This is a genomic window from Stutzerimonas sp. FeSN7 (assembly GCF_030263795.1).
Taxonomy (GTDB): Bacteria; Pseudomonadota; Gammaproteobacteria; order Pseudomonadales; family Pseudomonadaceae; genus Stutzerimonas; species Stutzerimonas stutzeri.
This window is the reverse complement of record NZ_JARPMN010000001.1, coordinates 4,490,177-4,512,786: the sequence shown is the minus strand read 5'-3', so window position 1 is coordinate 4,512,786 and position 22,610 is coordinate 4,490,177. Positions and strand designations below refer to the sequence as shown.

General features: G+C 65.3%; 23 protein-coding genes. 10 read left to right on the top strand and 13 right to left on the bottom strand.

Annotated elements, in window-relative coordinates; translation table 11 throughout:
- Window positions 1–18 precede the first annotated feature (18 nt).
- Window positions 19–597: a TetR/AcrR family transcriptional regulator gene (locus P5703_RS21530; protein WP_011911353.1), complete on the top strand. Its 579-nt coding sequence runs from the start codon at window positions 19–21 to the stop codon at window positions 595–597.
- Between the two features lie 13 nt (window positions 598–610).
- On the opposite strand, the gene P5703_RS21525 is transcribed toward P5703_RS21530, so the two are convergent.
- A complete protein-coding gene (locus P5703_RS21525) occupies window positions 611–1,396 on the bottom strand; it encodes an IclR family transcriptional regulator (RefSeq protein WP_014595394.1) in 786 nt (261 codons plus the stop codon).
- Window positions 1,397–1,565: 169 nt separating this feature from the next.
- On the opposite strand from P5703_RS21525, the gene P5703_RS21520 reads away from it, so the two are divergent.
- The 5 genes from P5703_RS21520 to P5703_RS21500 all read left to right on the top strand — a co-directional run bounded on the left by P5703_RS21520 (window position 1,566) and on the right by P5703_RS21500 (window position 6,983).
- A complete protein-coding gene (locus P5703_RS21520) occupies window positions 1,566–3,185 on the top strand; it encodes an AMP-binding protein (protein ID WP_011911355.1) in 1,620 nt (539 codons plus the stop codon).
- Between the two features lie 296 nt (window positions 3,186–3,481).
- Window positions 3,482–3,718, top strand: a complete 237-nt coding sequence (gene rpmB, locus P5703_RS21515; RefSeq protein ID WP_003242523.1) for a 50S ribosomal protein L28 — start codon at window positions 3,482–3,484, stop codon at window positions 3,716–3,718.
- Between the two features lie 11 nt (window positions 3,719–3,729).
- Entirely contained in the window at window positions 3,730–3,885 is a 156-nt protein-coding gene (gene rpmG, locus P5703_RS21510) for a 50S ribosomal protein L33 (protein ID WP_003284185.1), read from the top strand.
- Window positions 3,886–4,066: 181 nt separating this feature from the next.
- Complete coding sequence (locus P5703_RS21505) at window positions 4,067–6,217, top strand: adenosylcobalamin-dependent ribonucleoside-diphosphate reductase (RefSeq protein WP_014595396.1); 2,151 nt, start codon at window positions 4,067–4,069, stop codon at window positions 6,215–6,217.
- Window positions 6,218–6,275: 58 nt separating this feature from the next.
- Window positions 6,276–6,983: a TSCPD domain-containing protein gene (locus P5703_RS21500; protein WP_011911357.1), complete on the top strand. Its 708-nt coding sequence runs from the start codon at window positions 6,276–6,278 to the stop codon at window positions 6,981–6,983.
- A gap of 76 nt (window positions 6,984–7,059) precedes the next feature.
- Here the strand turns inward: P5703_RS21500 and ppnN are convergent, their stop codons facing one another.
- From ppnN to P5703_RS21485, 3 genes are all read right to left on the bottom strand, one after another.
- Window positions 7,060–8,433, bottom strand: coding sequence for a nucleotide 5'-monophosphate nucleosidase PpnN (gene ppnN / locus P5703_RS21495; RefSeq protein ID WP_013981310.1), 1,374 nt, complete (start codon window positions 8,431–8,433; stop codon window positions 7,060–7,062).
- Window positions 8,434–8,674: 241 nt separating this feature from the next.
- Window positions 8,675–9,628: a homoserine kinase gene (locus P5703_RS21490; protein WP_011911359.1), complete on the bottom strand. Its 954-nt coding sequence runs from the start codon at window positions 9,626–9,628 to the stop codon at window positions 8,675–8,677.
- Window positions 9,629–9,652: 24 nt separating this feature from the next.
- Entirely contained in the window at window positions 9,653–9,937 is a 285-nt protein-coding gene (locus P5703_RS21485; protein ID WP_013981312.1) for a DUF2782 domain-containing protein, read from the bottom strand.
- Window positions 9,938–10,013: 76 nt separating this feature from the next.
- Between P5703_RS21485 and polA the strand changes: the two genes are divergently transcribed.
- The gene (polA, locus tag P5703_RS21480) at window positions 10,014–12,758 is read left to right on the top strand and encodes a DNA polymerase I (protein ID WP_017245873.1); all 2,745 of its coding nucleotides are present in this window, start codon (window positions 10,014–10,016) and stop codon (window positions 12,756–12,758) included.
- A gap of 283 nt (window positions 12,759–13,041) precedes the next feature.
- Here polA and P5703_RS21475 read toward each other — a convergent pair whose 3' ends face one another.
- The 6 genes from P5703_RS21475 to P5703_RS21450 all read right to left on the bottom strand — a co-directional run bounded on the left by P5703_RS21475 (window position 13,042) and on the right by P5703_RS21450 (window position 17,347).
- Window positions 13,042–14,994, bottom strand: a complete 1,953-nt coding sequence (locus tag P5703_RS21475; protein WP_279643052.1) for a DUF7844 domain-containing protein — start codon at window positions 14,992–14,994, stop codon at window positions 13,042–13,044.
- The gene (locus tag P5703_RS21470) at window positions 14,991–15,311 is read right to left on the bottom strand and encodes a DUF2388 domain-containing protein (RefSeq protein WP_017245875.1); all 321 of its coding nucleotides are present in this window, start codon (window positions 15,309–15,311) and stop codon (window positions 14,991–14,993) included. Before P5703_RS21470 ends, P5703_RS21475 begins: the two co-directional genes overlap by 4 nt.
- Window positions 15,312–15,353: 42 nt before the next feature.
- Window positions 15,354–15,650: a DUF2388 domain-containing protein gene (locus P5703_RS21465; protein WP_181122724.1), complete on the bottom strand. Its 297-nt coding sequence runs from the start codon at window positions 15,648–15,650 to the stop codon at window positions 15,354–15,356.
- A 108-nt stretch (window positions 15,651–15,758) separates the two neighbouring features.
- A complete protein-coding gene (locus P5703_RS21460; protein WP_011911365.1) occupies window positions 15,759–16,076 on the bottom strand; it encodes a DUF2388 domain-containing protein in 318 nt (105 codons plus the stop codon).
- Between the two features lie 106 nt (window positions 16,077–16,182).
- The gene (locus P5703_RS21455; RefSeq protein WP_279643051.1) at window positions 16,183–16,392 is read right to left on the bottom strand and encodes a DUF1127 domain-containing protein; all 210 of its coding nucleotides are present in this window, start codon (window positions 16,390–16,392) and stop codon (window positions 16,183–16,185) included.
- Between the two features lie 154 nt (window positions 16,393–16,546).
- Window positions 16,547–17,347, bottom strand: coding sequence for an AraC family transcriptional regulator (locus P5703_RS21450; RefSeq protein WP_026006628.1), 801 nt, complete (start codon window positions 17,345–17,347; stop codon window positions 16,547–16,549).
- Window positions 17,348–17,435: 88 nt separating this feature from the next.
- Between P5703_RS21450 and P5703_RS21445 the strand changes: the two genes are divergently transcribed.
- Both P5703_RS21445 and mdaB read left to right on the top strand, forming a co-directional pair.
- Window positions 17,436–18,425, top strand: a complete 990-nt coding sequence (locus P5703_RS21445; protein ID WP_279643050.1) for a bile acid:sodium symporter family protein — start codon at window positions 17,436–17,438, stop codon at window positions 18,423–18,425.
- A gap of 121 nt (window positions 18,426–18,546) precedes the next feature.
- On the top strand, window positions 18,547–19,137 hold the full coding sequence (mdaB, locus tag P5703_RS21440) for an NADPH:quinone oxidoreductase MdaB (RefSeq protein WP_017245877.1): 591 nt from the start codon (window positions 18,547–18,549) through the stop codon (window positions 19,135–19,137).
- A gap of 69 nt (window positions 19,138–19,206) precedes the next feature.
- Here the strand turns inward: mdaB and P5703_RS21435 are convergent, their stop codons facing one another.
- From P5703_RS21435 to P5703_RS21425, 3 genes are read right to left on the bottom strand one after another with little or no spacing between them, the layout of a single operon-like run.
- Entirely contained in the window at window positions 19,207–20,643 is a 1,437-nt protein-coding gene (locus P5703_RS21435; protein WP_017245878.1) for an NAD(P)(+) transhydrogenase (Re/Si-specific) subunit beta, read from the bottom strand.
- A 3-nt stretch (window positions 20,644–20,646) separates the two neighbouring features.
- Complete coding sequence (locus P5703_RS21430) at window positions 20,647–20,964, bottom strand: NAD(P) transhydrogenase subunit alpha part 2 (RefSeq protein WP_003284152.1); 318 nt, start codon at window positions 20,962–20,964, stop codon at window positions 20,647–20,649.
- A 13-nt stretch (window positions 20,965–20,977) separates the two neighbouring features.
- On the bottom strand, window positions 20,978–22,099 hold the full coding sequence (locus P5703_RS21425) for a Re/Si-specific NAD(P)(+) transhydrogenase subunit alpha (protein ID WP_279643049.1): 1,122 nt from the start codon (window positions 22,097–22,099) through the stop codon (window positions 20,978–20,980).
- Between P5703_RS21425 and P5703_RS21420 the strand changes: the two genes are divergently transcribed.
- Window positions 22,092–22,259, top strand: coding sequence for a hypothetical protein (locus P5703_RS21420; RefSeq protein WP_155397247.1), 168 nt, complete (start codon window positions 22,092–22,094; stop codon window positions 22,257–22,259). The two genes, P5703_RS21425 and P5703_RS21420, sit on opposite strands and share 8 nt — an antisense overlap.
- Window positions 22,260–22,610: the final 351 nt, after the last annotated feature.

Below are 22,610 nucleotides of genomic sequence, written 5' to 3'. Positions count from 1 at the left end.
AGTTAGACGGGAGGCCGGATGGCCCGCAGTAGCCGCAAGCAGGAAATCCTTCAGGCCGCGCTCGCTTGTTTCACTGAATTCGGTGTCGAGGCGACGACCATCGAGATGATTCGTGATCGCTCCGGCGCCAGCATCGGCAGCCTCTATCACCACTTCGGCAATCGCGAGCGGATCATCGCCGCGCTGTATCTGGAGGGCATTGGCGAGTACGCCGCGCTGCTCGAGGCCGGGCTGATCGAGACGCTGGATGCCGAGGCCTGCGTCCGGCTGTTCGTCACCAGCTATATCGACTGGGTGGTGGCGAATCCGGACTGGGCGCGTTTCGTCCTGCACAACCGCGGGCGGGTCGAGGCGGGGGAAATGGGCGAGCAGCTACGCGAGGTCAACCGCGTGCATGGTGAACGGGTCGGAGCGATCCTGCGTCGGCATCGCGAAAGCGGAGCCTTTCGCCGCATGCCCGGCGACTGCTTCCTGGCAGTGGTGATCGGCCCCTGCCACGACATGGCGCGCAACTGGCTGGCCGGACGTTCGCGCACCTCGCTGGCCGACTGCCGCGAGCTGCTGGCGGATATCGCCTGGGTCAGCGTCAGGGCCTAATCAGGCGGGCAGGCTAGACGCCCAGGCTCTCGATATCGCGGGCCAGCATCTCCAGCTGATGCGCCAGCGAGCCCTTGAGGGTCTCCTCGCTGAGCTGGAACGACGGGGCACCGCAGGTCAACGCCATGATGCTGCCATCGGCCAGGTGCAGCGGCACGCCGGCGGCCATCACGTTGCGGTCCCAGTCACCCAGTGACAGGCAGAAGCCGTGCCGGGCGAACTCCTCGAACGAGGCCTGCAGGGAGTCGCGGATCGCCACCCAGCCCTCTCCATATTTGGCCGCCAGCGCCGCCATCAGGTGCTCACGCTCTTTTTCCGGGGTGGCGGCGAGAAAGGCGCGGCCGGCTGCGGTGGTGGCCAGCGGCAGACGCACGCCAGCGTCCATGCGCAGGGTGGTGACCTCGGCCGGGCGGCAGTTCTCCACGTAGATCATCGACAGCCGGTCGCGGCAGGTCAGACCCACCGTGGTGTTGGTACGGCGGGCGAAGTCGTCCATGTAGGGTTTGGCCAGCTGGCGCACCCGCAGATTGGACACATAGGCGTAGCCGAGCGCCAGCACGCCGGAGTCGAGCTGGTATTTCTCCAGCTGCTGGGAGTAGCTGAGGTAGCCGAGCTTGGTCAGGGTATAGGTCATGCGCGACACCGTGGGCTTGGGCAGCCCGGTGATGCGTGCGATGTCCTGGTTGCCCATCACCACCGAGCCGTGGGTGAAGGCGCGCAACACGTCCAGCCCGCGGGCCAGGGCCTCGACGAACTTGCGATCCTTGGGAGTGCCGGTGTCTTCGATGTCGTCGCTCATGGTTTCGGTCTTTCTGGCTAGTGGGCAGCGGTGGCGAACGATAGCAGATCGCCCGACCGCGAGCAGTGCGGCCAATGGCGATCATTGCGAGGAGAAAATCGATCGTCTAATATCGAATTCGACATCCAGTTTCGCACAGTAAAACAATAATTCATTTTGGAGAATGTCGATGTCCGCTCCCGTGCAAGGCTACGTGGCCGCCGAACTGGCCCGTGGCGGCTATCAGAACGTCCATGACCTCTTGACCCTGGCCTGCGCGAAGCACCCGCACCGCACGGCATTCTCCTGTGGCGATGACCGCCTCAGCTACGCCGACCTGGCCCGGCAGGCCGACGCCTTCGCCCGGTACCTGCGCCATCATGCGGGGCTGCAACCCGGTGATCGCCTGGCGCTGCAGCTGCCCAACTCGTTGCAGTACCCCATCGCCACCTTCGGCGCGCTCAAGGCGGGGCTGGTGATCGTTAACACCAATCCGCAATACACCGCCGCCGAAGCGCGCCACCAGTTCCGCGACTCCGGTGCCAGGGCGATTCTCGTGCTCGACCGGCTGTTGCCGCTGGTGCGGGCGGTGCAGGCCGACACCGCACTGGAACGGATCATCCTCACCAGCGTCGAGGATCTGCAGGCGCCGGTCTATGACAGCCTGGAGCCGGCAACAGAGCGCTTCATGCAGGCGCTGCGGCTGGGTGAACAGAGCCCGGCGCTGGACTGCGTGGTCGGGCTCGAGCGGCTGGCGCTGCTGCAATACACCGGCGGTACCACCGGTGTGTCCAAGGGCGCGATGCTCAGTCACCGCAACCTGCTGGCCAACGTGCTGCAGACCATCGAGCTGTTCGACAAGCCGGGCCTGCTGGAGCCGGAGAAGGATGTGCGCATCGCGCCGTTGCCGCTGTATCACATCATGGCTTTCGCCACGAACTGCCTGAGCTCGGTGGGCATGGGGCTGCACACCGTGTTCATTCGCGACGGGCGCAACCTGGACGAAACCATCGGCGCCATGCAGCGTCACCCATTCAGCCTGCTCAGCGGCATCAACACGCTGTTCGTCGGGCTGATGAACCACCCGCAATTTCGCAGCATCGATTTCTCGCACCTCAAATGGGCGACCTCCGGCGGTGCGCCGCTCAACAGTGAGGTCGGGCGCCGCTGGCAGGTGTTGACCGGCGCGCCGATCCGCGAAGGCTTCGGTCTCACCGAGGCGTCACCGGTGGTGGCCACCGGGACCGCGCTGAGCCCCTATCGCGAGGGTTACATCGGCCAGGCACTGATCGATACCGAGCTGCGCACCGTGGACGACGACGGCAATGACGTGCCGGCAGAAAGCCCGGGCGAGCTCTGGTTGCGCGGCCCGCAGGTGATGCAGGGCTACTGGCAGCGACCGGAGGAGACGGCCAAGGTGATCACCGCGGACGGCTGGCTCAAGACCGGTGACATCGCGCTGCTGGATGCCGAGGGTTTCGTGAAGATCGTCGATCGCAAGAAGGACATGATCCTGGTGTCCGGCTTCAACGTGTTCCCCAACGAGATCGAGGATGTGCTGATGCAGCACCCTTCGGTACGCGAATGCGTGGCGGTGGGGATCCCTGATGCGCGCAAGGGCGAGGCGGTGAAGGTCTTTGTCAGCCTGCGGGAGGCAACCGATGATCAGGCCCTGCTCGAGCATTGCCGCCAGTTCCTGACCGGCTACAAGCTGCCGAGCGCCATCGAGATCCGCGACGAGCTGCCGAAGACGGCGGTGGGCAAGCTGCTGCGCCGTCAGCTGCGTGACGAGGCGCGGGCAGCGGGCTGATCGCTGCCTATATATATGTAGCGAGGCGACGAGCGGGGCTGTTGCAGCGGGCGCCCCACGGGCTTGCCGGCGGGGCTCGGCAAGCCCAGCGCAGCCGGGCGGAAAAATCAATCCGCGCTTGTTGCTCCGGGGCCTTTCTGATATAAAGCAGCGCTCTTTTCTAGGGGCCCGGTATCTTCGCTCGCAGCGTGACCGGTAAGACCCCCATGAATCGTGGCGCTGAGCGCCGAACTGACAAGTGAATTCAAGCGGCCAACCCATGCCGGGTTGGGCATGTGGTTTTAGAGGGCTGAGGCATGTCGAGAGTCTGTCAAGTTACCGGTAAGGGTCCGGTAACCGGGAACAACATTTCCCACGCGAACAACAAAACCCGTCGTCGTTTCCTGCCGAACCTGCAGCATCATCGCTTCTGGGTCGAGTCCGAGAAGCGCTTCGTGCGTCTGCGCGTCTCCGCCAAGGGCATGCGCGTTATCGATAAGCGTGGCATCGACGTCGTTCTGGCCGAGCTGCGCGCCCGCGGCGAAAAGGTTTAAGGAGAGCAATCATGCGTGACCTGATCCGTTTGGTGTCCAGCGCCGGTACCGGCCACTTCTACACCACCGACAAGAACAAGCGCACCACCCCCGACAAGATCGAAATCAAGAAATTCGATCCGGTCGTTCGCAAGCACGTGATCTACAAGGAAGCCAAGATCAAGTAATTGATCGGCCCTTGAAGGAAGAACCCGCCTCACGGCGGGTTTTTTCGTTTATGGGCCGGCACCTGGCGCCCCGTTCGTCAGCGCTCCGGGTAATTTGACAAGAGTCATATGCTCCCCACGGAAATTCGCTATCGTACGAGCTTCCCTTTCTCCCACTTTTCGGCACGAGGATGCGCAGCGCATGGCGAAGACGGACGGGCCCATCGCGGCAGACAGCAAGAGCACTTCCAGCATCGCCCTGCAGGCGGCTTCCGAGGACATCTGGTCGCAGAAATACCGCCTGAGCAGCAAGGACGGCACGCCCATCGACCAGACCGTCGATGACACCTGGCAGCGAGTCGCCCGTGCCCTGGCCGACGTCGAACCGGCCAAGCAGCGTGAGCACTGGTACGAGCGCTTCCTCTGGGCGCTGCGCAATGGCGCCATCCCGGCCGGGCGGATCATTTCCAACGCCGGCGCGCAGGACTACAAGCCGGCCACCTCGACCATCAACTGCACCGTCTCCGGCTCGATCACCGACTCGATGGACGACATTCTCGGCAAGGTCCACGAGGCCGGGCTGACGCTCAAGGCCGGCTGCGGCATCGGCTACGAGTTCAGCACCTTGCGTCCGCGCGGCTCGTTCGTTTCCGGCGCCGGCGCGCACACCAGCGGCCCGCTGTCGTTCATGGATATCTTCGACAAGATGTGCTTCACCGTGAGTTCGGCCGGTGGCCGCCGCGGCGCGCAGATGGGCACTTTCGACGTCGGCCATCCGGACGTGCGCGAGTTTATCCGTGCCAAGCGCGAGGACGGCCGCCTGCGTCAGTTCAACCTGAGCCTGCTGATCACCGACGAGTTCATGCAGACCGTCGAGGCCGACGGCGAGTGGCCGCTGATCTTCCCGGTGCATGCCAAGGAAGCCGCCGAGCTGGATCTGGCCGACGATGCCCAGGTGATCTGGCGCGAATGGCCGGTGCACGACGGCTACATCGTGCGCGATGATGGCCTGGTGGCCTGCAAGATCTACGGGCGGGTCAAGGCTCGGCATCTGTGGGACATGATCATGGTCTCCACCTACGACTACGCCGAGCCAGGCTTCATCCTCATCGACCGGGTCAACCAGCTGAACAACAACTGGTGGTGCGAGGCGATCCGCGCGACCAACCCCTGCGGTGAGCAGCCGCTGCCGCCATACGGCTCCTGCCTGCTGGGCTCGATCAACCTGACCCACTTCGTCATCGACCCGTTCGGCGTCGAAGCGCGCTTCGACTGGGACAAGTACCGCGAAGTGGTGCGCGTCTTCACCCGCATGCTGGACAACGTCGTCGAGATCAACGGCCTGCCGCTGGAGCAGCAGCGCCACGAGATCGAGAGCAAGCGCCGCCACGGCATGGGCTTCCTCGGTCTCGGCTCGACCCTGACCTTGCTCAAGCTGCGCTATGGCAGCCCGGAAGCCTGCGTGTTCACCGAGGAAGTTTCCCGCGAGATGGCGCTGGTCGGCTGGGAGCAGGCGCTGGAGCTGTCGAAGGAGAAGGGCCCGGCGCCGCTGTTGAGCCAGAACTTCGAGGTTACCGCAGAGATGCTGCGCAAGCGTCCGGAGATGGCCAAGGACGGCTACAAGGTTGGCGACCAGATTGCCGGCCGTGTGCTGCACGCCAAATACTCGCGGTATATGCAGAAGATCGCCGAATACGCGCCCGATCTGATCGAGGCACTGGCCGAGCAGGGCGCGCGCTTCACCCACCACAGCTCCATCGCGCCCACCGGCACCATCAGCCTCAGCCTGGCCAACAACGCTTCCAACGGCATCGAGCCGAGCTTCGCCCATCACTACTCGCGCAACCTGATCCGTCCGGGCCGCAAGGCCAAGGAGAAGATCGAGGTGTTCAGCTACGAGCTGTTGGCCTATCGCACGCTGATCAACGCGCGCGCCAAGCCAGGCTCCGACGAGCCGGGCGAGAAGCTGCCGGACTACTTCATCACCGCCGATGACGTCAGCCCGACCCAGCATGTGGACATCCAGGCCGCGGCGCAGAAGTGGGTCGACTCATCGATCTCCAAGACCGCCAACGTGCCGACCGACTACCCGTTCGAAGCGTTCAAGGACATCTATCGCTACGCCTGGCGCCAGGGCCTCAAGGGCTGCACCACCTTCCGCTTCAACCCGGCGGCATTCCAGGGCGTGCTGGTCAAGGAGGCCGACCTGGAGAAGACCCTGTACCGCTTCACCCTTGAAGACGGCAGCGTGGTCGAGCTCAAGGGCAACCAGGAAGTCGAATACGACGGCGAGGTGAACACCGCCGCCAACCTCTTCGACGCCCTCAAAGAAGGCTACTACGGCAAGTACTGATTCCGCCTGAACCGCTTGTACGCCGGGCCGTTCATGGCCCGGCAGGAGAGATTGCACAATGACCGTAAAGATCACCCAGCGCATCAAGGGCTTCAAGGTCGTCGACGAGACCCTCGAGCGTCCCGCGACCGCCACCAGCGGCAGCGATGGCACGGCGAGCAAGGCCGTCAACGTGGTGGAGATGGACGAGAGCCTGCAGCGCCCGGAAACCCTGATCGGCATGACCTACAAGATCAAGTCGCCGCTGTTCGAACATGCGCTGTACGTCACCGTGAACGACATCGTGCTCAACGCTGGCACGCCGCACGAGCAGCGCCGGCCTTTCGAGATCTTCATCAACTCGAAGAACATGGACCACTTCCAGTGGATCGTCGCGCTCACCCGGATCATGTCCGCGGTGTTCCGCAAGGGCGGTGACTGCACCTTCCTCGTCGAGGAGCTCAAGGCGGTGTTCGATCCGCGTGGCGGCTACCTGAAGAAAGGTGGCGTCTACATGCCCTCGATCGTTGCCGAGATCGGCGCGGTGCTGGAGCGCCATCTGATCGCCATCGGCATGCTCGAAGGCCATGCGCTGGACGAAACCCAGCTCAAATACCTGGCCGAGAAGCGCGCCGCCTACGAGGCCAGCCAGGGTGCGGTGGCGGTGGAGCCGGGCGAAGGCTTCCCGGCCGGCGCGCAGCTGTGCAACAAGTGCAACACCCAGGCCGTGGTGCAGATGGATGGCTGCGCCACCTGCCTGAACTGCGGCAACTCAAAATGCGGCTGACCGCTTGAGCGGTCTCATGAAAAAAGGCCCGGGCTGATGCCCGGGCCTTTTTTGTTGCGCGCGAAGCGACTTGCGCTCAGGTCACCACGCGATAGCACGGCGTGTACGGCACGCCTCCCGGCAGTTTCATGCGGTGCTGCTCGACGAAGGCCTGCAAAAGCTTGTCCAGCGGCTGCATGATCGCCGCGTCGCCATGGATCTCGTAACGGCCGTACTGCTCGATGCGGCGAATGCCCTTGTCCTTGACGTTGCCGGCGACGATGCCGGAGAACGCCCGGCGCAGATTGGCGGCCAGCTCGTGGGCCGGCAGGTCGCGACGCAGCTGCAGGTTGGCCATCGCCTCGTGGGTGGGATCGAAGGGCCGCTGGAAGCCTTCCTCGATCTTCAACAACCAGTTGAAATGGAACGCGTCGTTGCGTTCGCGGCGGAAGCGGCGCACCTCGCGCAGGCCCTCGGTCATCTGCCGCGCCACCTCGGTGGGGTCGTTGAAGATGATCTGATAGCGCTGCTGCGCTTCTTCGCCGAGGGTGGCGCCGACGAAATCGTGCAGCTGCTGCAGATAGTCCGCTGCGTCGCTCGGGCCGGTGAGGATGACCGGGAAAGGCACGTCGCGATTGGCCGGGTGCAGGAGGATGCCGAGCAGGTAGAGGAACTCTTCGGCGGTGCCGACCCCGCCGGGAAAGATGATGATGCCATGGCCGACCCGGACGAAGGCTTCCAGGCGCTTCTCGATGTCCGGCAGGATCACCAGCTCGTTGACGATCGGGTTTGGCGCCTCGGCGGCGATGATGCCCGGCTCGGTCAGCCCCAGGTAGCGGCTGCCGACGCGGCGCTGCTTGGCATGGCCGATGGTGGCGCCCTTCATCGGACCCTTCATCACGCCGGGGCCGCAGCCGGTGCAGACATCCAGGCTGCGCAGCCCCAGTTCATGGCCGACGCGCTTGCTGTACTTGTATTCCTCGGTGCTGATCGAGTGACCGCCCCAGCACACCACCATGTTCGGCTCGACACCCGGGCGCAGCGTGCGGGCATTGCGCAGCAGGTGGAAGACGTAGTCGGTGATGCCCTGCGAGCTGTCCAGGTCGATGCGTGCACTGCTCAGCTCGCTCTCGGTGTAGACGATGTCGCGCAGGGCACTGAACAGCATCTCGCGGGTGCTGGCGATCATCTCGCCATCGACGAAGGCGTCGGCCGGTGCGTTGAACAGCTCCAGGCGTACACCGCGGTCCTGCTGCAGGATGCGTACCTCGAAGTCCTCATAGGCTTCGAGAATGGTCTTGGCGTTATCGATGCGGGTGCCGGTGTTGAGGATGGCCAGCGCACACTGGCGGAAGAGTTTGTGCGTGCGTCCCGAGCCGACTTCACTCAGCTGTTGCACTTCGCGCTGGGACAAGGTTTCCAGGCTGCCCTTGGGGCTAACCGAGGCGTTGATTACATAGCGTTGGGTCATTCGTCGTTCCCTGAAATGCCACCGGATCGGCTGCATTGCGATGGTGAGCCCGGGGGCTGCAAGACTACGGGGTCGCCGGTTCATGGCGTGTCGAGGCACTCGCATGGCGAGCGGCCGTGAACACGGCAGGAAAAAGGTGCGCCATCTTACCTGTGATGCGCGGCATTGCGGGTTGGCGCTTGGTCGAGCCATCGACCAGGCACTGCCTGGTCAGGTGGCTTCGCCCCTTCAGGCCGCGGCGTCAGAACGCAAAAGGTAAGACACTCTGAGGGCGCTGGCGTGCGGCGAGCAGGCGATGAAATTCGCCGGGGTCTTTCACCTGCACGTCCGCCTTGCCTTCGTGACGCTGCGCCGCGATCAGCCGCGACAACCAGAAGCGCACGCAGGCGACCCGCAGCATCGGCTGCCAGAGTTCGGCTTCGGCCGGGGTGAAGCGGCGCAGGGCCGAATAGGCCGCCAGCAGCGGCTCGCTGCGTTCACCGTCGATCTCGCCGTTGGGGTGCGAGCACCAGTCGTTCACGGCAATCGCCAGGTCGTAGAGCATCGGCCCGGAGCAGGCGTTGTAGAAGTCGATCACTCCGGTCAGGTGGCTGCCTTCGAACAGCACGTTGTCGCGGAACAGGTCGGCGTGCAGGTTGGCGCGGGGCAGGGCGAGGAGTTTCGGTCGCAGCTCGGCGATTTCCGCCAGGCCGTCGCGCAGCAGCGGCAGCTGATCCTCGGGCAGGCTCAGCGCCAGGCTCGGCCCCTGCTCCTGCATCCAATCCAGGCCGCGGTCGCTGGCGCGTTCGAGGATGTGGTCGCGGGTGGCCAGATGCAGACGCGCCAGCAGCCGACCGACTTCGGCGCAATGGTGCGGGTTGGGCTCGACCACGTGCTTGCCGGGCAGTCGCGGCTGCAGCAGCGCGGGCTTCTCCGCCAGCTCGCGCAGGGCCTCGCCCTGTTCGGTGCGCAGCGCATAGGGCACCGGCAGGCCGGCGCGGTGCAGCACGTCGAGCAGTTCGATGAAGAACGGCAGGTCCTGGCGCGGGCCGCGCTCGATCAGGGTCAGCACGTATTCGCCCTGCTCCAGGCTGATGAAGAAGTTGCTGTTCTCGCTGCCTGCGGCGATGCCCTGGAAGTCGCGCAGCCGACCGAGCCGGTAGGGCGCCAGAAAGGCCTCCAGTTCATCGCGTTGCAGGGGCGTGAATACCGACATGTTGTCCTCCGGCGGATGTCTGGATTACCAGCTGAAGATCTTCCACGCGGGGATCAGCATGTCCGGCTGGTCGGAGCGCACGAAGTTGCCGTCATTTCCGTCCGCCCGCACCAGGAAGTAGGGCTTGCCGTGCTTGGGCGTGACTTTCACGGCGTAGAGGAAGCCGTTGACGCGATATTCCTCGACGGTGCGATCGCCTTCCTGACGGATGGTTACGTCCGGCTCACCTTCGACCGACTCCTGGGCGAAGCCGGCCAGAGGGGCGCATGCCAGCAGGCTGGCCAGCATCAGGTGTTTGAGAGCGCGCATGGTAACCTTGTCCCTTTGTCGATAAGTGGTCCTTCGCATTCTAGCTCCGGGCCCGCCGAAAAGGTTGATTCCGCTCATGAGCCAAGCCCCCCTCGTCCTGGTGGACGGTTCGTCCTACCTGTACCGCGCCTTCCACGCGCTGCCTCCGCTGACCACCTCTACCGGCAAGCCGACCGGTGCGGTCAAGGGTGTGCTGAACATGTTGCTTAGCCTGCGCAGGCAGTATCCGGACAGCCCGTTCGCAGTGGTTTTCGATGCCAAGGGTCCGACCTTTCGCGACGCGCTGTTCGAGAACTACAAGTCGCACCGCCCGCCGATGCCCGACGACCTGCGCGTGCAGGTCGAGCCGCTGCATGCCAGCGTCCGTGCACTGGGGCTGCCGCTGCTGTGCGTGGAAGGGGTCGAGGCAGACGACGTCATCGGCACCCTGGCGCGGCAATGCGCGGCGCTGGGCCGTGATGTGGTGATCTCCACCGGCGACAAGGACATGGCCCAGCTGGTCTGCCCGCACGTCACCCTGGTCAACACCATGACCGGCAGCGTCTATGACATCGAGGGCGTGAAGGCCAAGTTCGGCGTCGGCCCGGAACTGATCATCGACTTCCTCGCGCTGATGGGCGACAAGGTCGACAACATTCCTGGCGTGCCAGGCGTGGGCGAGAAGACGGCATGTGGCCTGCTCAACGGCATCCCGGGCGGGCTCAAGGGGCTCTACGAGCACCTCGACCAGGTCGCCGGGCTGCCTATTCGCGGTGCCAAGTCGTTGGGCGCCAAGCTGGAGGAGCATCGCGATGCCGCCTTCATGTCCTACGAGCTGGCTACGATCAAGATCGACGTGGCGCTGGACGTCGAGGTCGGTGACCTGATGCCCGGTGAACCGCACCGCGAGGCGCTGATCGCCCTTTATCGCGAGCTGGAGTTCAAGCAGTGGCTGGACGAGCTGCTGCGCGAGGCCAAGGCGGCGGGGGAGAACTGCGAGGTGCAGCCAGAAGGCTGTTCGATCCAGGCCGAGGCCCAGTACGAGACCCTGCTGGAGCAGGCCGATTTCGAGCGCTGGCTGGCGCGTCTGAAGGCGGCCGAATGTTTTGCCTTCGATACCGAAACCACCAGCCTTGATGCGCAGCGCGCCGAGCTGGTCGGCGTGTCTTTCGCCGTAGAGCCGGGCCAGGCGGCTTACGTGCCGCTGCGCCATTCCTACATGGGCGTTCCGCAGCAGCTCGAGCTGGATGCCGTGCTCGGCGCGCTCAAGCCGCTGCTGGAAGATCCGGCCAAGACCAAGATCTGCCAGCACGGCAAATACGACATGAACGTGCTGATGCACTACGGCATCGAGATGCGCGGCATGGCTTTCGACACCATGCTCGAATCCTACGTGCTGGACGCCACGGCCACCCGTCACGACATGGACAGCCTGGCGCTCAAGTACCTCGGCCGCGGCACCATCCGCTTCGAGGACATTGCCGGCAAGGGCGCCAAGCAGCTGACCTTCGACCAGATCGCCATCGAGCAGGCCGGCCCGTATGCCGCCGAGGACGCCGACGTCACCCTGCGCCTGCACCAGACCCTGCTCGGCAAGCTGGAGCAGACGCCATCGCTGCTCAAGGTGCTGACCGAGATCGAGATGCCGCTGGTGCCGGTGCTGGCGCGCATCGAGCGCAACGGCGCGCTGGTCGATGCACAGTTGCTTGGCCAGCAGAGCGTCGAGCTGGGCGACAAGCTGGTGCAGCTGGAACGCGAGGCGTTCGACATCGCTGGCGAGGAGTTCAACCTCGGCTCGCCCAAGCAGCTCTGCGCGATTCTCTACGACAAGCTCGGCTGCCCGGTGATCTCCAAGACCGCCGGCGGCCAGCCGTCAACGGCCGAGAGCGTGCTGGCCGAACTGGCCGAGCAGGATTACCCGCTGCCAAAGGTCATCATGCAGCACCGCAGCCTGAGCAAGCTCAAGGGCACCTACACCGACAAGCTGCCGCAGCAGATCAACCCGCGCACCGGGCGCATCCACACCAGCTACCACCAGGCGGTGACCGCCACCGGCCGGCTGTCCTCCAGCGACCCGAACCTGCAGAACATCCCGATCCGCACCGCCGAGGGGCGGCGCATTCGCCAGGCCTTCGTCGCGGCGCCGGGCTACAAGCTGCTGGCGGCGGACTACTCGCAGATCGAGCTGCGTATCATGGCCCACCTGGCGCAGGATGCCGGCCTCTTGCACGCGTTCCAGAACGACCTGGACGTGCACCGCGCCACGGCCGCCGAGGTGTTCGGCGTACCGCTGGAGCACGTCAGCAACGACCAGCGCCGCAGCGCCAAGGCCATCAACTTCGGCCTTATCTACGGTATGAGCGCCTTCGGCCTGGCCAAGCAGATCGACGTCGGCCGCAAGGAAGCGCAGGAGTACATCGACCGCTATTTCGCCCGCTACCCCGGCGTGCTCGCCTACATGGAGCGCACCCGCACCCAGGCCGCCGAGCAGGGCTATGTCGAGACGCTGTTTGGTCGCCGGCTGTACCTGCCGGAGATCAACTCGAAGAACGGCGCCATGCGCAAGGGCGCCGAGCGCACCGCGATCAACGCGCCGATGCAGGGCACCGCAGCGGACATCATCAAGCGCGCCATGATCGCCGTGGACAGCTGGCTGCAGGACAGCGGGCTGGATGCGCGGGTGATCCTGCAGGTCCACGATGAATTGGTGCTGGAAGTGCGCGAAGACCTGGTCGAGCAGGTCCGCGAAGCCATCTGCCCGCTGATGAGCGGGGCCGCCCAGCTGGACGTGCCGCTGCTGGTCGAGGCGGGGGTTGGCAACAACTGGGACGAGGCGCACTGATCGAGCTGCCGAAAAATGTCGGTAGTCGACGAATTTTTTTTCGTTCGCGTTGAACTTACGGCGCAACGCTCCGGTCAGAGCATGCGAAGGGTGTAAAAGCCCTTCGATGCTCCTTGTTGTGTTAAGTGTTGGCAGATCTCTGGACCCCGCCCTAGCGGTCCGGATTCGACCTCGAACTTCCCCCTCCCCCAATGAAGTTCGAGGTTTTTTTTGCCTGGAGAAAAGTTTGCGAGCCGGATCCTCTGCCGCGATGCGTCCTTGCTCGCACGCCTGAAGCGCCAAATTATGGCAACTCCAACCCACCCCCAGCCTTATGCAACCCGCGCAGTCGCTCACCGATCTGGGCCAGGTTCACTTCGATCGCTTCGAGTTCCTCGCGTCGCTCATCGCCCAGCAGCACCCGGACTTCCTGGTCCAGCTCTTCGGTTAGCTGATTCAGGCGCAGTTGGCGTTGTTCGCTTTCGCGTTCCAGGCGGGTCCATTCGCGGGTTTGGGGCAGGCCGTAGCCGTCGCCGTCGAGCAGTTCGGCCGGGCGGCTGAGGTAGCCGCTGCTGGCGAGGATTTCCTGCAGCGCGCCGTCAGCCTTGTTCAGGCTGGCGTCGCGGCCGCGGCCGTCGAGGTAGCGGTTCTTCAGCTCGTCCTGGGCCAGGAGCAGCTGGCGGCGCAGGGCGGCCTGTTCGACCAGCAGCAGGGCGGCGGCGGCACGCAGGTCGGCGCGGTCGATCCATGGCTGGCGTTCGGCAGCGTCGAGCTCGAGCCACTGCTCGACACTGTGCTGGGGTAGGCCCAGGCGTTCCTTGAGCACGGCGAACATGGCCTGGTAGCGGTCGCGGTAGGAGTCGAAGCGGTAGCCCAGACGCAGCGCCTCGCGGGCGTCGTCGAGCACGCTGGCGTCGGCCAGGCCGCGGTGGATCAGCACTTCCAGCAGTCCGTTGGGCATGATGCTGTCCAGTGCGACCAGATCACTGCGTGCCGTGCCGCTGCGCAGCAGTTTCAGGGTTTCCACCGCGCAGTTGTTGGACAGGAAGTAGTAGTCGCCGTCGTAGCTCCAGTGCAGTTCGGCGCTGCGCTCGACCAGCTGGCGAATCTCTTCGGGGTGCAGTCTCAAGGGCACCGAGGCCAGCCCGCGCAGCTCCACCTTGGTGTATTCGTCGATCACCTGGCCCAGCGGCAGAATGAACAGCCGCGAGGGGTAGACGCCGGTGAGGCCGTCCCAGCTGGAGAGCTGAACGTCATCGACGAAGGCGCGGAAGGACAACACCAGATGGTGGTCCAGATCCAGTCGACAAGCGGGGCCGGGCTCGCGGCCGGGCGCGCAGATCACCAGGCGCAGCATGCTATGCCCCCAGCGGCTGACCCAGGCGTCGTTGGCTTCGGCGAACAGGTAGTCGACCTCGTAGACACGCGCAGGGTCAAGGCTCAGCAGGGGCGTGCGGCCGAACTCGCGACCGGCGTTGAGGAAGGGGTAGCCCGGCGTGCAGTCCGCAGGCTCCGGTGCCCAGCCGAAGTGCTCGCTGAAATAGCGGTGCAGGGATGGGCGGCGGCAGGCGTAGCTGGGGTCGAGCAGGAAGTACTCGAGGTTCACCGCGACGAACTCCAGCGGGCTGGTCAGCTCGTACGGGTCGGGACTGCGCGCCAGCTGCGCGTTGTCCTGTTCGCGCAGGCCGCGCTTGCCGACCCGTTGCGGCCAGCCGGCCAGGTCGAGCAGGCGCGGGTCATCGCTGAGGGTGAAGCGGCGGTCGGTCTGCCCGCGGCAGTCGTCCGGCAGGCCGATCTGCCCGAGATTGCTGGCGCGCTGACGGCAATGGCCCTGCAGCAGGTGTTGATCCGGCGACCACAGGCGCGCGCGATCGTACAGATGCGCCACTTCATGAATGACGGTGGCGAGCAGCTCGCGGCGTACCGTGCCGTGGGGACGATTGGTCTTTTCCTCGGCAGCGCTGCCGTCGGTGAGCGCCGGCAGCAGGCGACGGTTGAGTTCCAGGCGCTTGCCGCCGGCGCGGCCATAGGCCTGTTCCGGCAGGTTGTCGCGCCATTGCACGCGCACCTCGCGATCGAGGCTCTGCACCAGGCGCGGGGGCAGGGCGGCCATGGCTTCGTCCAGCAGCGCCTGGCTGGCGGCGCGTTGCTCAGCGTCCAGCGTGCGTGCGTCGAGAACCAGGCGCAGCTCGGCATGAGCCGCGATGCTGGCCAGGCTCAGGCCGCTCGCCAGCAGCCAGGCGCCGAGGCGGGTCACAGCGCGAGGATGGCTTCGGCCAGTTGCAGATCGCTGGCGTTGCGCGCCGCGGGGAACTCGCTGCGCAGGGTGCCGATCGCCGCTTCCAGATGGGCACCGCGGATCTCGCCGGCGCTGGCGACGAAGCTGGCAGCGTCTTCACGCGCTTCGACGACGACCTTCATGTCACTGATGCGGCTGGTCACGTCGGAGGTGAAGTTGATGCTGCGGTCCAGGGCACGCACGACGATGTTGCTGGTGGCCACGAGGGTCTGCGCCTGGGCTGTGCCCGCGGCGACGGCCAGCGCCAGCGGGGCGGCGAGCAATAGCTTGTTCATCGATGAATCTCTCATGGGTCTGGGCACCGGCAGGCGGTGCGGTTATTGGACGAGGATGGCTTCGGCCAGTTCCAGGTCGCTGGCGGCAAGCTCCGGGTGTTCCTGGCGCAGGCGCGCCATGGCCGCTTGCAGGCGAGCCGCGGCGAACTGGCCTTCGCTGGCGACGAAGCCGGCCGCGTCTTCGCGGGCCTCGGTGATCAGCTTGTTGTCGAAGGGGGCGCTGGTCAGTTGGCTGCTGACGTAGCTGGTCTGCACGACACCTGCGGTGGTGACATCGAAGGCGTGCGCCGAGCCGGTGGTGAAAGCGATAAGCAGAATGGCGATGGAAAACGAACGCATGGGAACCCTGTTGCCGAGTAAAACGGCGCCAAGGCTAGCGAAACGCCTGTCCCAGAGCCAGTGCCCGGTTGCATCCGCAGGTTTCGGCAGCGTCCACTGCCTGGCTCATCAAAGCGCGAGTATCGCCTCGGCCAGCTGCAGGTCGCTGGCCTGCAATTGCGGCTGCTGGCTGCGAATGTGCTGCAGCGCCGCCTCGAGATGGGCGCCGCGCAGATCACCACGGCTGGCGACGAAGCGTGCGGCGTCGTCACGGGCATCGAGTACCAGCTTGTCGTCGCGCAGGGACGAGGTCAGGTCCGAGGTGGCATCGACGGTATTGATCAGGCCGCCGACCACCACGTCGGTGGTGGCGGTGAAACTGGCCGCCGAAGCAGCGCCACTCAGCAGCAGGCCGGCGGCGAGGAAGGGAAGCAGGATTCGGGACATGGCAGATCTCCAGTAATGAGGCTCTAGACCGTGCCATGGGCGTTGCGTTCCGCCGCCAGGGCCGTGCCGGTCAGCCTAGGCGACAGACTCTAGAGCGCGAACCGCTTCAGCGCCAGAACGGCTTGTCCAGTTCGGCGGCGCGCTCGCTGTGACTGATGCCGACATCGGCGAGCTGGCGGTCATCGAGCTGCGCCAGTTGCTGGCGGGTACGGTAGTTGCGTTGCCAGCGCTGCAGCAGCCGCAACAGCCGCAACAGCGGCTGCCAGTTGCGGCTCTGGAGGGTGGCCTGGTATGGACGGGTCAGCGAGCGGGCCATGAGCGCGTTCCTTCCCGGCAAGCCGGGTGCGGGTTATGGGCAGACAGGATCGCGCGCGGCCAGCGGCTGTTACAGCCACAGGGGAAGTCAATTGTGCCGGTTCAGTTTGATGGCGAGCGTAACTGTACTGCTCGCGCGACGAGCAACTGTTCGCTTACGGGCGCGGCGACCTTGCTAGCGCACCGGGCGTAGTGCCGAACTGTTGGCCGAATGCGGCGATGAACGCCGAGGTGGAGTCGTAGCCGCAGGCCAGGGCGACGTCGGTCACCGGTTGGCCCCGCTCCAGCAACGGCAGCGCGCTGAGCAGGCGCAAACGCTGGCGCCAGGCGCGGAAGCTGAGGCCGGTGTCGCGCTGGAACTGGCGGGTCAGGGTCTTCTCGGATATGTGCAGTTGCTCGCTCCACTGCGCCAGGCTGAAGGACAGGTCCGGCTGTTCATACAGTGCCTCGCAGATGCCGCGCAGGCGTCCGTCGTCGGGCCAGGGCAGCGAGTAGCCGAGCTCCGGGGCGGCGCGTAACTGGTCGAGGATGACGGCGGCCAGACGGCCATCTGCGCCCTGTTCGTCGTAGTCCACCGGCAGCGTGCCGAATGCTCGGATCAGTTCGCGCAGCAACGGACTCACCGCCAGCACCTGGCAATGCGCAGGCGCCCAGGGCATGGCGCGCTGGTCGATGTACAGGCTGCGCATCTCGGTCTGCGGCGAACTGATTACCTCATGCAGCAGGCCCGGCGGAATCAGGATGGCGCGCTGCGGCGGGGCGAGAAAACGCCCGCGCTCGGTATGCACGCGCAGCACGCCGCTGATGGCGTAGGACAGCTGAGCCCAGGGATGGCTGTGGCGCGGTGTGGTGGTCCGTTCGGCGAGGGACTCGCTGCGTGCGAACAGCGGTCGCGGCAGCGCATCCATGACCGGGATGCTGCGCTGGGCGAGGCTGGCCTGTCCTTTTCTCGACATTTGTCTGGCTAATGGCGTTAGTCGGATGTTCAAGCCGACAGTAGACTCCAGAGCCATTCGCTGCAAGCCACACGCATCAGGAGCATCCATGGCCAGACCCCGCCTGCTACCGGACAATTTCACCCTCGCGCTGCTCGGCGCAGTGGCCATCGCCACGCTGCTGCCGGCGCGCGGGCAGGGCGTGGTGGTGTTCGAGTGGATCACCAATCTGGCCATCGGCCTGCTGTTCTTCATGCATGGCGCCAAGCTGTCGGGCAGCGCGATTCTCGCCGGCATGGGGCACTGGCGCCTGCATCTTTTGGTGTTCAGCTGCACGTTCGTGCTGTTCCCGCTGCTCGGCCTGGCGCTGCGCCCGCTGCTGACGCCGATGATCGGCGCCGAGCTCTACCTGGGCATGCTCTACCTATGCGCGCTGCCGGCCACGGTGCAGTCGGCCATCGCCTTCACATCGCTGGCACGCGGCAATATCCCGGCGGCGGTATGCAGCGCGGCGGCTTCGAGCCTGATCGGGATCTTCCTCACACCGCTGCTGGTGCTGCTGCTGATGGGCGCCCAGGGCGAAGGCGGCTCGACGCTGGAGGCCATCGGCAAGATCGTCGTGCAGCTGCTGCTGCCGTTCATAGCCGGGCAGATCGCGCGGCGCTGGATTGGTGACTGGGTGGCGCGCAACAAGGGCTGGCTGAAGAACGTCGATCAGAGTTCCATCCTGCTGGTGGTCTATACCGCCTTCAGCCATGCGGTGGTCGAGGGCATCTGGCAGCAGGTGCCGCTGCCGCAGCTGCTGGGTCTGGTGCTGGCCTGCTGTCTGCTGCTGTCGCTGGCCCTGCTGATCACCTGGCTGGTGGCGCGCTGGCTGGGCTTCGACCTGGAAGACCGCATCACCATCCTCTTCGCCGGCTCGAAGAAGAGCCTCGCCACCGGCATCCCCATGGCGCAGGTGCTGTTCGCCGGCGGCGCGCTGGGCACGCTGATCCTGCCGTTGATGCTGTTCCACCAGATCCAGCTGATGGTCTGCGCGGTACTGGCGCAGCGCTATGCATCGCGACCGGAGACAGCAACGGTCGCAAAAGCCGGCTGAACCCGAAGCCAATCAGGGACAGATTCGTGACCGGTGAGCAAAGATGATTTGCCTGTCAGGGGCTGGGTGTGGTGCGCAGGCGTGGCTAAGCTGCGCGCCATTCTGTTGCTGAGGCGTTCCCATGAAGAAGATTCTGCTACTCAACGGCGGCAAGGCCTTCGCCCATTCCGCCGGCCAGTACAACGCAACGCTGCACCAGGCAGCCATCGAAACCCTCATGGCTGCCGGCTTCGAGGTGCGCACCACCGAGATCGATGCCGGTTACGACGTGCAGCAGGAGGTCGAAAAGATCCTCTGGGCTGACGCGCTGATCTATCAGATGCCCGGCTGGTGGATGGGCGCACCCTGGACGGTGAAGAAATACCTGGACGAGGTGTTCACCGCCGGCCACGGCAGTCTTTACGCCAACGACGGCCGCACCCGCTCCGACGCCTCGCAGAAGTACGGCAGCGGCGGTCTGCTGCAGGGCAAACGCTACATGATCTCCGCCACCTGGAATGCGCCGCAGCAGGCCTTCGACGACCCCAGCGATTTCTTCGCCGGCAAGGGCGTGGATGCCGTCTACCTGCCGTTTCACAAGGCCAACGAGTTTCTCGGCATGCAGGGCCTGCCGACCTTCCTCTGTGTCGACGTGATGAAGCGGCCGCAGGTCGAGGCGGATGTCGAGCGCTATCGCCGGCACCTGGGTGAGGTGTTCGGCTTCAGCGTCTGACCTTCGACAGGCAAAGAAAAACCCCTCGCGGCATGGCCGGGAGGGGTTTTTCGTTTAAGTACGAGGCGATCAGTCCACGGCCTTGACCATGTCCTCGACGACCTTCTTGGCGTCGCCGAAGACCATCATGGTCTTGTCCATGTAGAACAGCTCGTTGTCCAGGCCGGCGTAGCCGCTGGCCATGGAGCGCTTGTTGACGATGACGGTCTTGGCCTTGTACGCCTCGAGGATCGGCATGCCTGCGATCGGCGACTTCGGATCGGTCTTGGCCGCCGGGTTGACCACGTCGTTGGCGCCGAGCACCAGCACCACGTCGGCCTGGCCGAACTCGGAGTTGATGTCCTCCATCTCGAAGACCTGCTCGTACGGCACCTCGGCTTCGGCCAGCAGCACGTTCATGTGCCCCGGCATGCGGCCGGCGACCGGGTGAATCGCGTACTTCACGGTCACGCCCATGTGCGTCAGCTTCTCCGCCAGTTCCATCAGCGCGTGCTGTGCGCGGGCCACCGCCAGGCCGTAGCCGGGCACGATGATCACGGTGTCGGCGTTGGTCAGCAGGAAGGCGGCGTCGTCGGCCGAACCGGACTTCACGTTGCGCTCCAGCTGCGCGCCCGCCGGGCCGCCGGCATCCGCGTCGGCGCCAAAGCCGCCGAGGATGACATTGAAGAACGAGCGGTTCATCGCCTTGCACATGATGTACGAGAGGATCGCGCCGCTCGAGCCTACCAGCGAGCCGGCGATGATCAGCATCGAGTTGTTCAGCGAGAAGCCGATACCGGCGGCCGCCCAGCCCGAATACGAGTTGAGCATCGACACCACCACCGGCATGTCCGCACCGCCGATGGGGATGATGATCAGCACGCCGATGACGAAGGCCAGCGCCACCAGGATGGCGAAGGCGCCGAGGTTGCCGGTGAAGGTGTAGACCAGGCCCAGGCCGACGATCGCCAGGCCCACGGCCAGGTTGACCATGTGCTGGCCCTTGAACACCACCGGAGCGCCCTGGAACAGGCGGAACTTGTACTTGCCGGACAGCTTGCCGAAGGCGATCACCGAACCGGAGAAGGTGATGGCGCCGATGGCCGCACCGAGGAACAGCTCCAGGCGGTTGCCCACCGGAATGGCGTAGCCCATGTGCTCGACGATGCCCAGCGACTGCGGCTCGACCACCGCCGCGATGGCGATGAACACCGCGGCCAGGCCGATCATGCTGTGCATGAAGGCGACCAGCTCGGGCATCTTGGTCATCTCGACGCGCTTGGCCATGACGGTGCCGACGCTGCCGCCGATCAGCAGACCGACGATCACGTAGCCGATGCCGGCGGTGGCCAGCTCGCTGCCGAGCTTGAAGATCAGGCCGACCGTGGTGAGCACCGCGATGCCCATGCCGATCATGCCGAACAGGTTGCCGCGGCGTGAGGTGGTGGGGTGGGAGAGGCCCTTCAGCGCCTGGATGAAGCACACCGAGGCGACCAGATAGAGCAGGGTGATCAGGTTCATGCTCATGGCTTACTTGCCCTCCGCCTTGGCCGCGCTGCGGTCCTTCTTCTTGAACATTTCCAGCATGCGACGGGTGACCAGAAAGCCCCCGAACACGTTGACCGCGGCCAGCGCCACGGCGAGCGTGCCCATGGCCTTGCCCAGCGGGGTAACGGTGAGCGCGGCGGCCAGCATGGCGCCGACGATGACGATTGCCGAGATCGCGTTGGTGACCGCCATCAGCGGCGTGTGCAGGGCTGGGGTGACGTTCCAGACCACGTGGTAGCCGACGTAGATCGCCAGCACGAAGATGATCAGGTTGTAGATGCCGTCCGAAATCAGATCCATGTTCGCGTCTCCCTTAACCGTTGGTCCGCACGACCTGGCCGTCGCGGCACATCAGGCACGCGGCGACGATGTCGTCTTCGAGGTTGAGCTGGAACTGGCCGTCCTTGTCGATGACCAGCTTGAGGAAATCCAGCAGGTTGCGGGCGTACAGCGCCGAGGCGTCGGCCGGCACCAGCGTCGCCAGGTTGGCGTGGCCGACGATGGTCACGCCGTGGCGCACCACCACCTGATCGATCTCGGTCAGTGGGCAGTTACCGCCATGCCCGGCCGCCAGGTCGACGATCACCGAGCCGGGCTTCATCTGCTCGACGGTGGCTTCCTGCAGCAGTGTCGGCGCCTTGCGGCCCGGGATCAGCGCGGTGGTGATGACGATGTCCGACTGCAGCGCGCGCTCGTGCACCGCCTGCGCCTGACGCGCCATCCACGAGGCCGGCATCGGCCGCGCATAGCCGCCGACGCCTTCGGCGCATTCGCGCTCCTCGTCGGTCTCCAGCGGCACGTCGACGAACTTGGCGCCGAGCGATTCGATCTGCTCCTTCACCGCCGGGCGCACGTCCGAAGCCTCGACCACCGCACCCAGGCGCTTGGCCGTGGCGATGGCCTGCAGCCCGGCGACGCCGGCGCCGAGGATCAGCACGCGCGCAGCCTTCACCGTACCAGCGGCGGTCATCAGCATCGGCATGAAGCGCGGGTAGTGATGGGCACCGATCAGCACCGCCTTGTAGCCGGCGATGTTGGCCTGCGACGAGAGCACGTCCAGGCTCTGTGCACGGGACGTACGCGGCGCGGCCTCCAGGGCGAAGGCGGTGATACCGCGGGCAGCCATGCGCGCGATGCAGTCATTGTCGAACGGGTTGAGCATGCCCAGCAGCACGCTGCCGGACTGCATCTGCGCCAGTTCGGCCTCGTCCGGCGCATTGACCTTCAGCACCAGCTCGGCGGCAAGTGCCGCGGCCGCATCGCCGATGGTCGCGCCGACCGCTTCATAGGCGCTGTCCGGCACGCTGGAAAGCAACCCGGCGCCGCTTTGCAGCGTCACCCGGTGCCCTTGGCCGATCAGTTTCTTGACGGTTTCCGGGGTCGCGGCGACGCGCGTTTCCCCGGAGTGGGTTTCGAGAGGAACACCGATGTGCATTGTTGTTGTTCTCCTGCGTGATCATGACCGGTGCTGCGGCGGACCGCGCACCGACGTGCTTTTCACCCGCCCGCTGCTCTGGCGGACGGGGTTGGAACGGATGGAGCAGGCCGGACGGCTCGAAAACGAACTGCCCGGCGCGGCATTCTGCAAGCCCTGAAAAAATCAAACAACTGTTTCAATCAAACGATTGTATTTGACGCATCGGTCGCAGGATGACTGCCTGTTTTCCGCGCTTCGCTGCAGATTGCGTCCTGTTTGGCTCTGCGCAGCCTTGGCCAGCCCCGGTCAGGCAGACGAAGCGGCCGCATCATGAATGACGCGCCATTGACGTGGTATTCGTCAGCGGTGCCGGGCGTCTGCGACCTTGGTGCCGGGTTAAGTCGGCTAATCAGGAAAAACGCACGCACGTTGAAATGTCATCCAATCCTTGTAGTCCAACTAGGCTGGTTGGACCCGATTGGAGTGTTTCGAGCGCGGCGACGTCGGGTCGTTGCGTATCGCCGGTGGA

What these genes read in the sequence shown, in the direction of transcription:
- ppnN (WP_013981310.1), bottom strand. Translation starts at nt 8,433, where the DNA reads ATGACCCAACGCTATGTAATCAACGCCTCGGTTAGCCCCAAGGGCAGC.
- P5703_RS21435 (WP_017245878.1), bottom strand. Translation starts at nt 20,643, where the DNA reads ATGAGCATGAACCTGATCACCCTGCTCTATCTGGTCGCCTCGGTGTGC.
- P5703_RS21490 (WP_011911359.1), bottom strand. Translation starts at nt 9,628, where the DNA reads ATGTCGGTATTCACGCCCCTGCAACGCGATGAACTGGAGGCCTTTCTG.
- rpmB (WP_003242523.1), top strand. Translation starts at nt 3,482, where the DNA reads ATGTCGAGAGTCTGTCAAGTTACCGGTAAGGGTCCGGTAACCGGGAAC.
- P5703_RS21430 (WP_003284152.1), bottom strand. Translation starts at nt 20,964, where the DNA reads ATGGATCTGATTTCGGACGGCATCTACAACCTGATCATCTTCGTGCTG.
- mdaB (WP_017245877.1), top strand. Translation starts at nt 18,547, where the DNA reads ATGAAGAAGATTCTGCTACTCAACGGCGGCAAGGCCTTCGCCCATTCC.
- P5703_RS21530 (WP_011911353.1), top strand. Translation starts at nt 19, where the DNA reads ATGGCCCGCAGTAGCCGCAAGCAGGAAATCCTTCAGGCCGCGCTCGCT.
- P5703_RS21465 (WP_181122724.1), bottom strand. Translation starts at nt 15,650, where the DNA reads ATGCGTTCGTTTTCCATCGCCATTCTGCTTATCGCTTTCACCACCGGC.
- P5703_RS21525 (WP_014595394.1), bottom strand. Translation starts at nt 1,396, where the DNA reads ATGAGCGACGACATCGAAGACACCGGCACTCCCAAGGATCGCAAGTTC.
- rpmG (WP_003284185.1), top strand. Translation starts at nt 3,730, where the DNA reads ATGCGTGACCTGATCCGTTTGGTGTCCAGCGCCGGTACCGGCCACTTC.
- P5703_RS21505 (WP_014595396.1), top strand. Translation starts at nt 4,067, where the DNA reads ATGGCGAAGACGGACGGGCCCATCGCGGCAGACAGCAAGAGCACTTCC.
- P5703_RS21500 (WP_011911357.1), top strand. Translation starts at nt 6,276, where the DNA reads ATGACCGTAAAGATCACCCAGCGCATCAAGGGCTTCAAGGTCGTCGAC.
- polA (WP_017245873.1), top strand. Translation starts at nt 10,014, where the DNA reads ATGAGCCAAGCCCCCCTCGTCCTGGTGGACGGTTCGTCCTACCTGTAC.
- P5703_RS21455 (WP_279643051.1), bottom strand. Translation starts at nt 16,392, where the DNA reads ATGGCCCGCTCGCTGACCCGTCCATACCAGGCCACCCTCCAGAGCCGC.
- P5703_RS21460 (WP_011911365.1), bottom strand. Translation starts at nt 16,076, where the DNA reads ATGTCCCGAATCCTGCTTCCCTTCCTCGCCGCCGGCCTGCTGCTGAGT.
- P5703_RS21450 (WP_026006628.1), bottom strand. Translation starts at nt 17,347, where the DNA reads ATGTCGAGAAAAGGACAGGCCAGCCTCGCCCAGCGCAGCATCCCGGTC.
- P5703_RS21420 (WP_155397247.1), top strand. Translation starts at nt 22,092, where the DNA reads ATGTGCATTGTTGTTGTTCTCCTGCGTGATCATGACCGGTGCTGCGGC.
- P5703_RS21425 (WP_279643049.1), bottom strand. Translation starts at nt 22,099, where the DNA reads ATGCACATCGGTGTTCCTCTCGAAACCCACTCCGGGGAAACGCGCGTC.
- P5703_RS21470 (WP_017245875.1), bottom strand. Translation starts at nt 15,311, where the DNA reads ATGAACAAGCTATTGCTCGCCGCCCCGCTGGCGCTGGCCGTCGCCGCG.
- P5703_RS21445 (WP_279643050.1), top strand. Translation starts at nt 17,436, where the DNA reads ATGGCCAGACCCCGCCTGCTACCGGACAATTTCACCCTCGCGCTGCTC.
- P5703_RS21485 (WP_013981312.1), bottom strand. Translation starts at nt 9,937, where the DNA reads ATGCGCGCTCTCAAACACCTGATGCTGGCCAGCCTGCTGGCATGCGCC.
- P5703_RS21520 (WP_011911355.1), top strand. Translation starts at nt 1,566, where the DNA reads ATGTCCGCTCCCGTGCAAGGCTACGTGGCCGCCGAACTGGCCCGTGGC.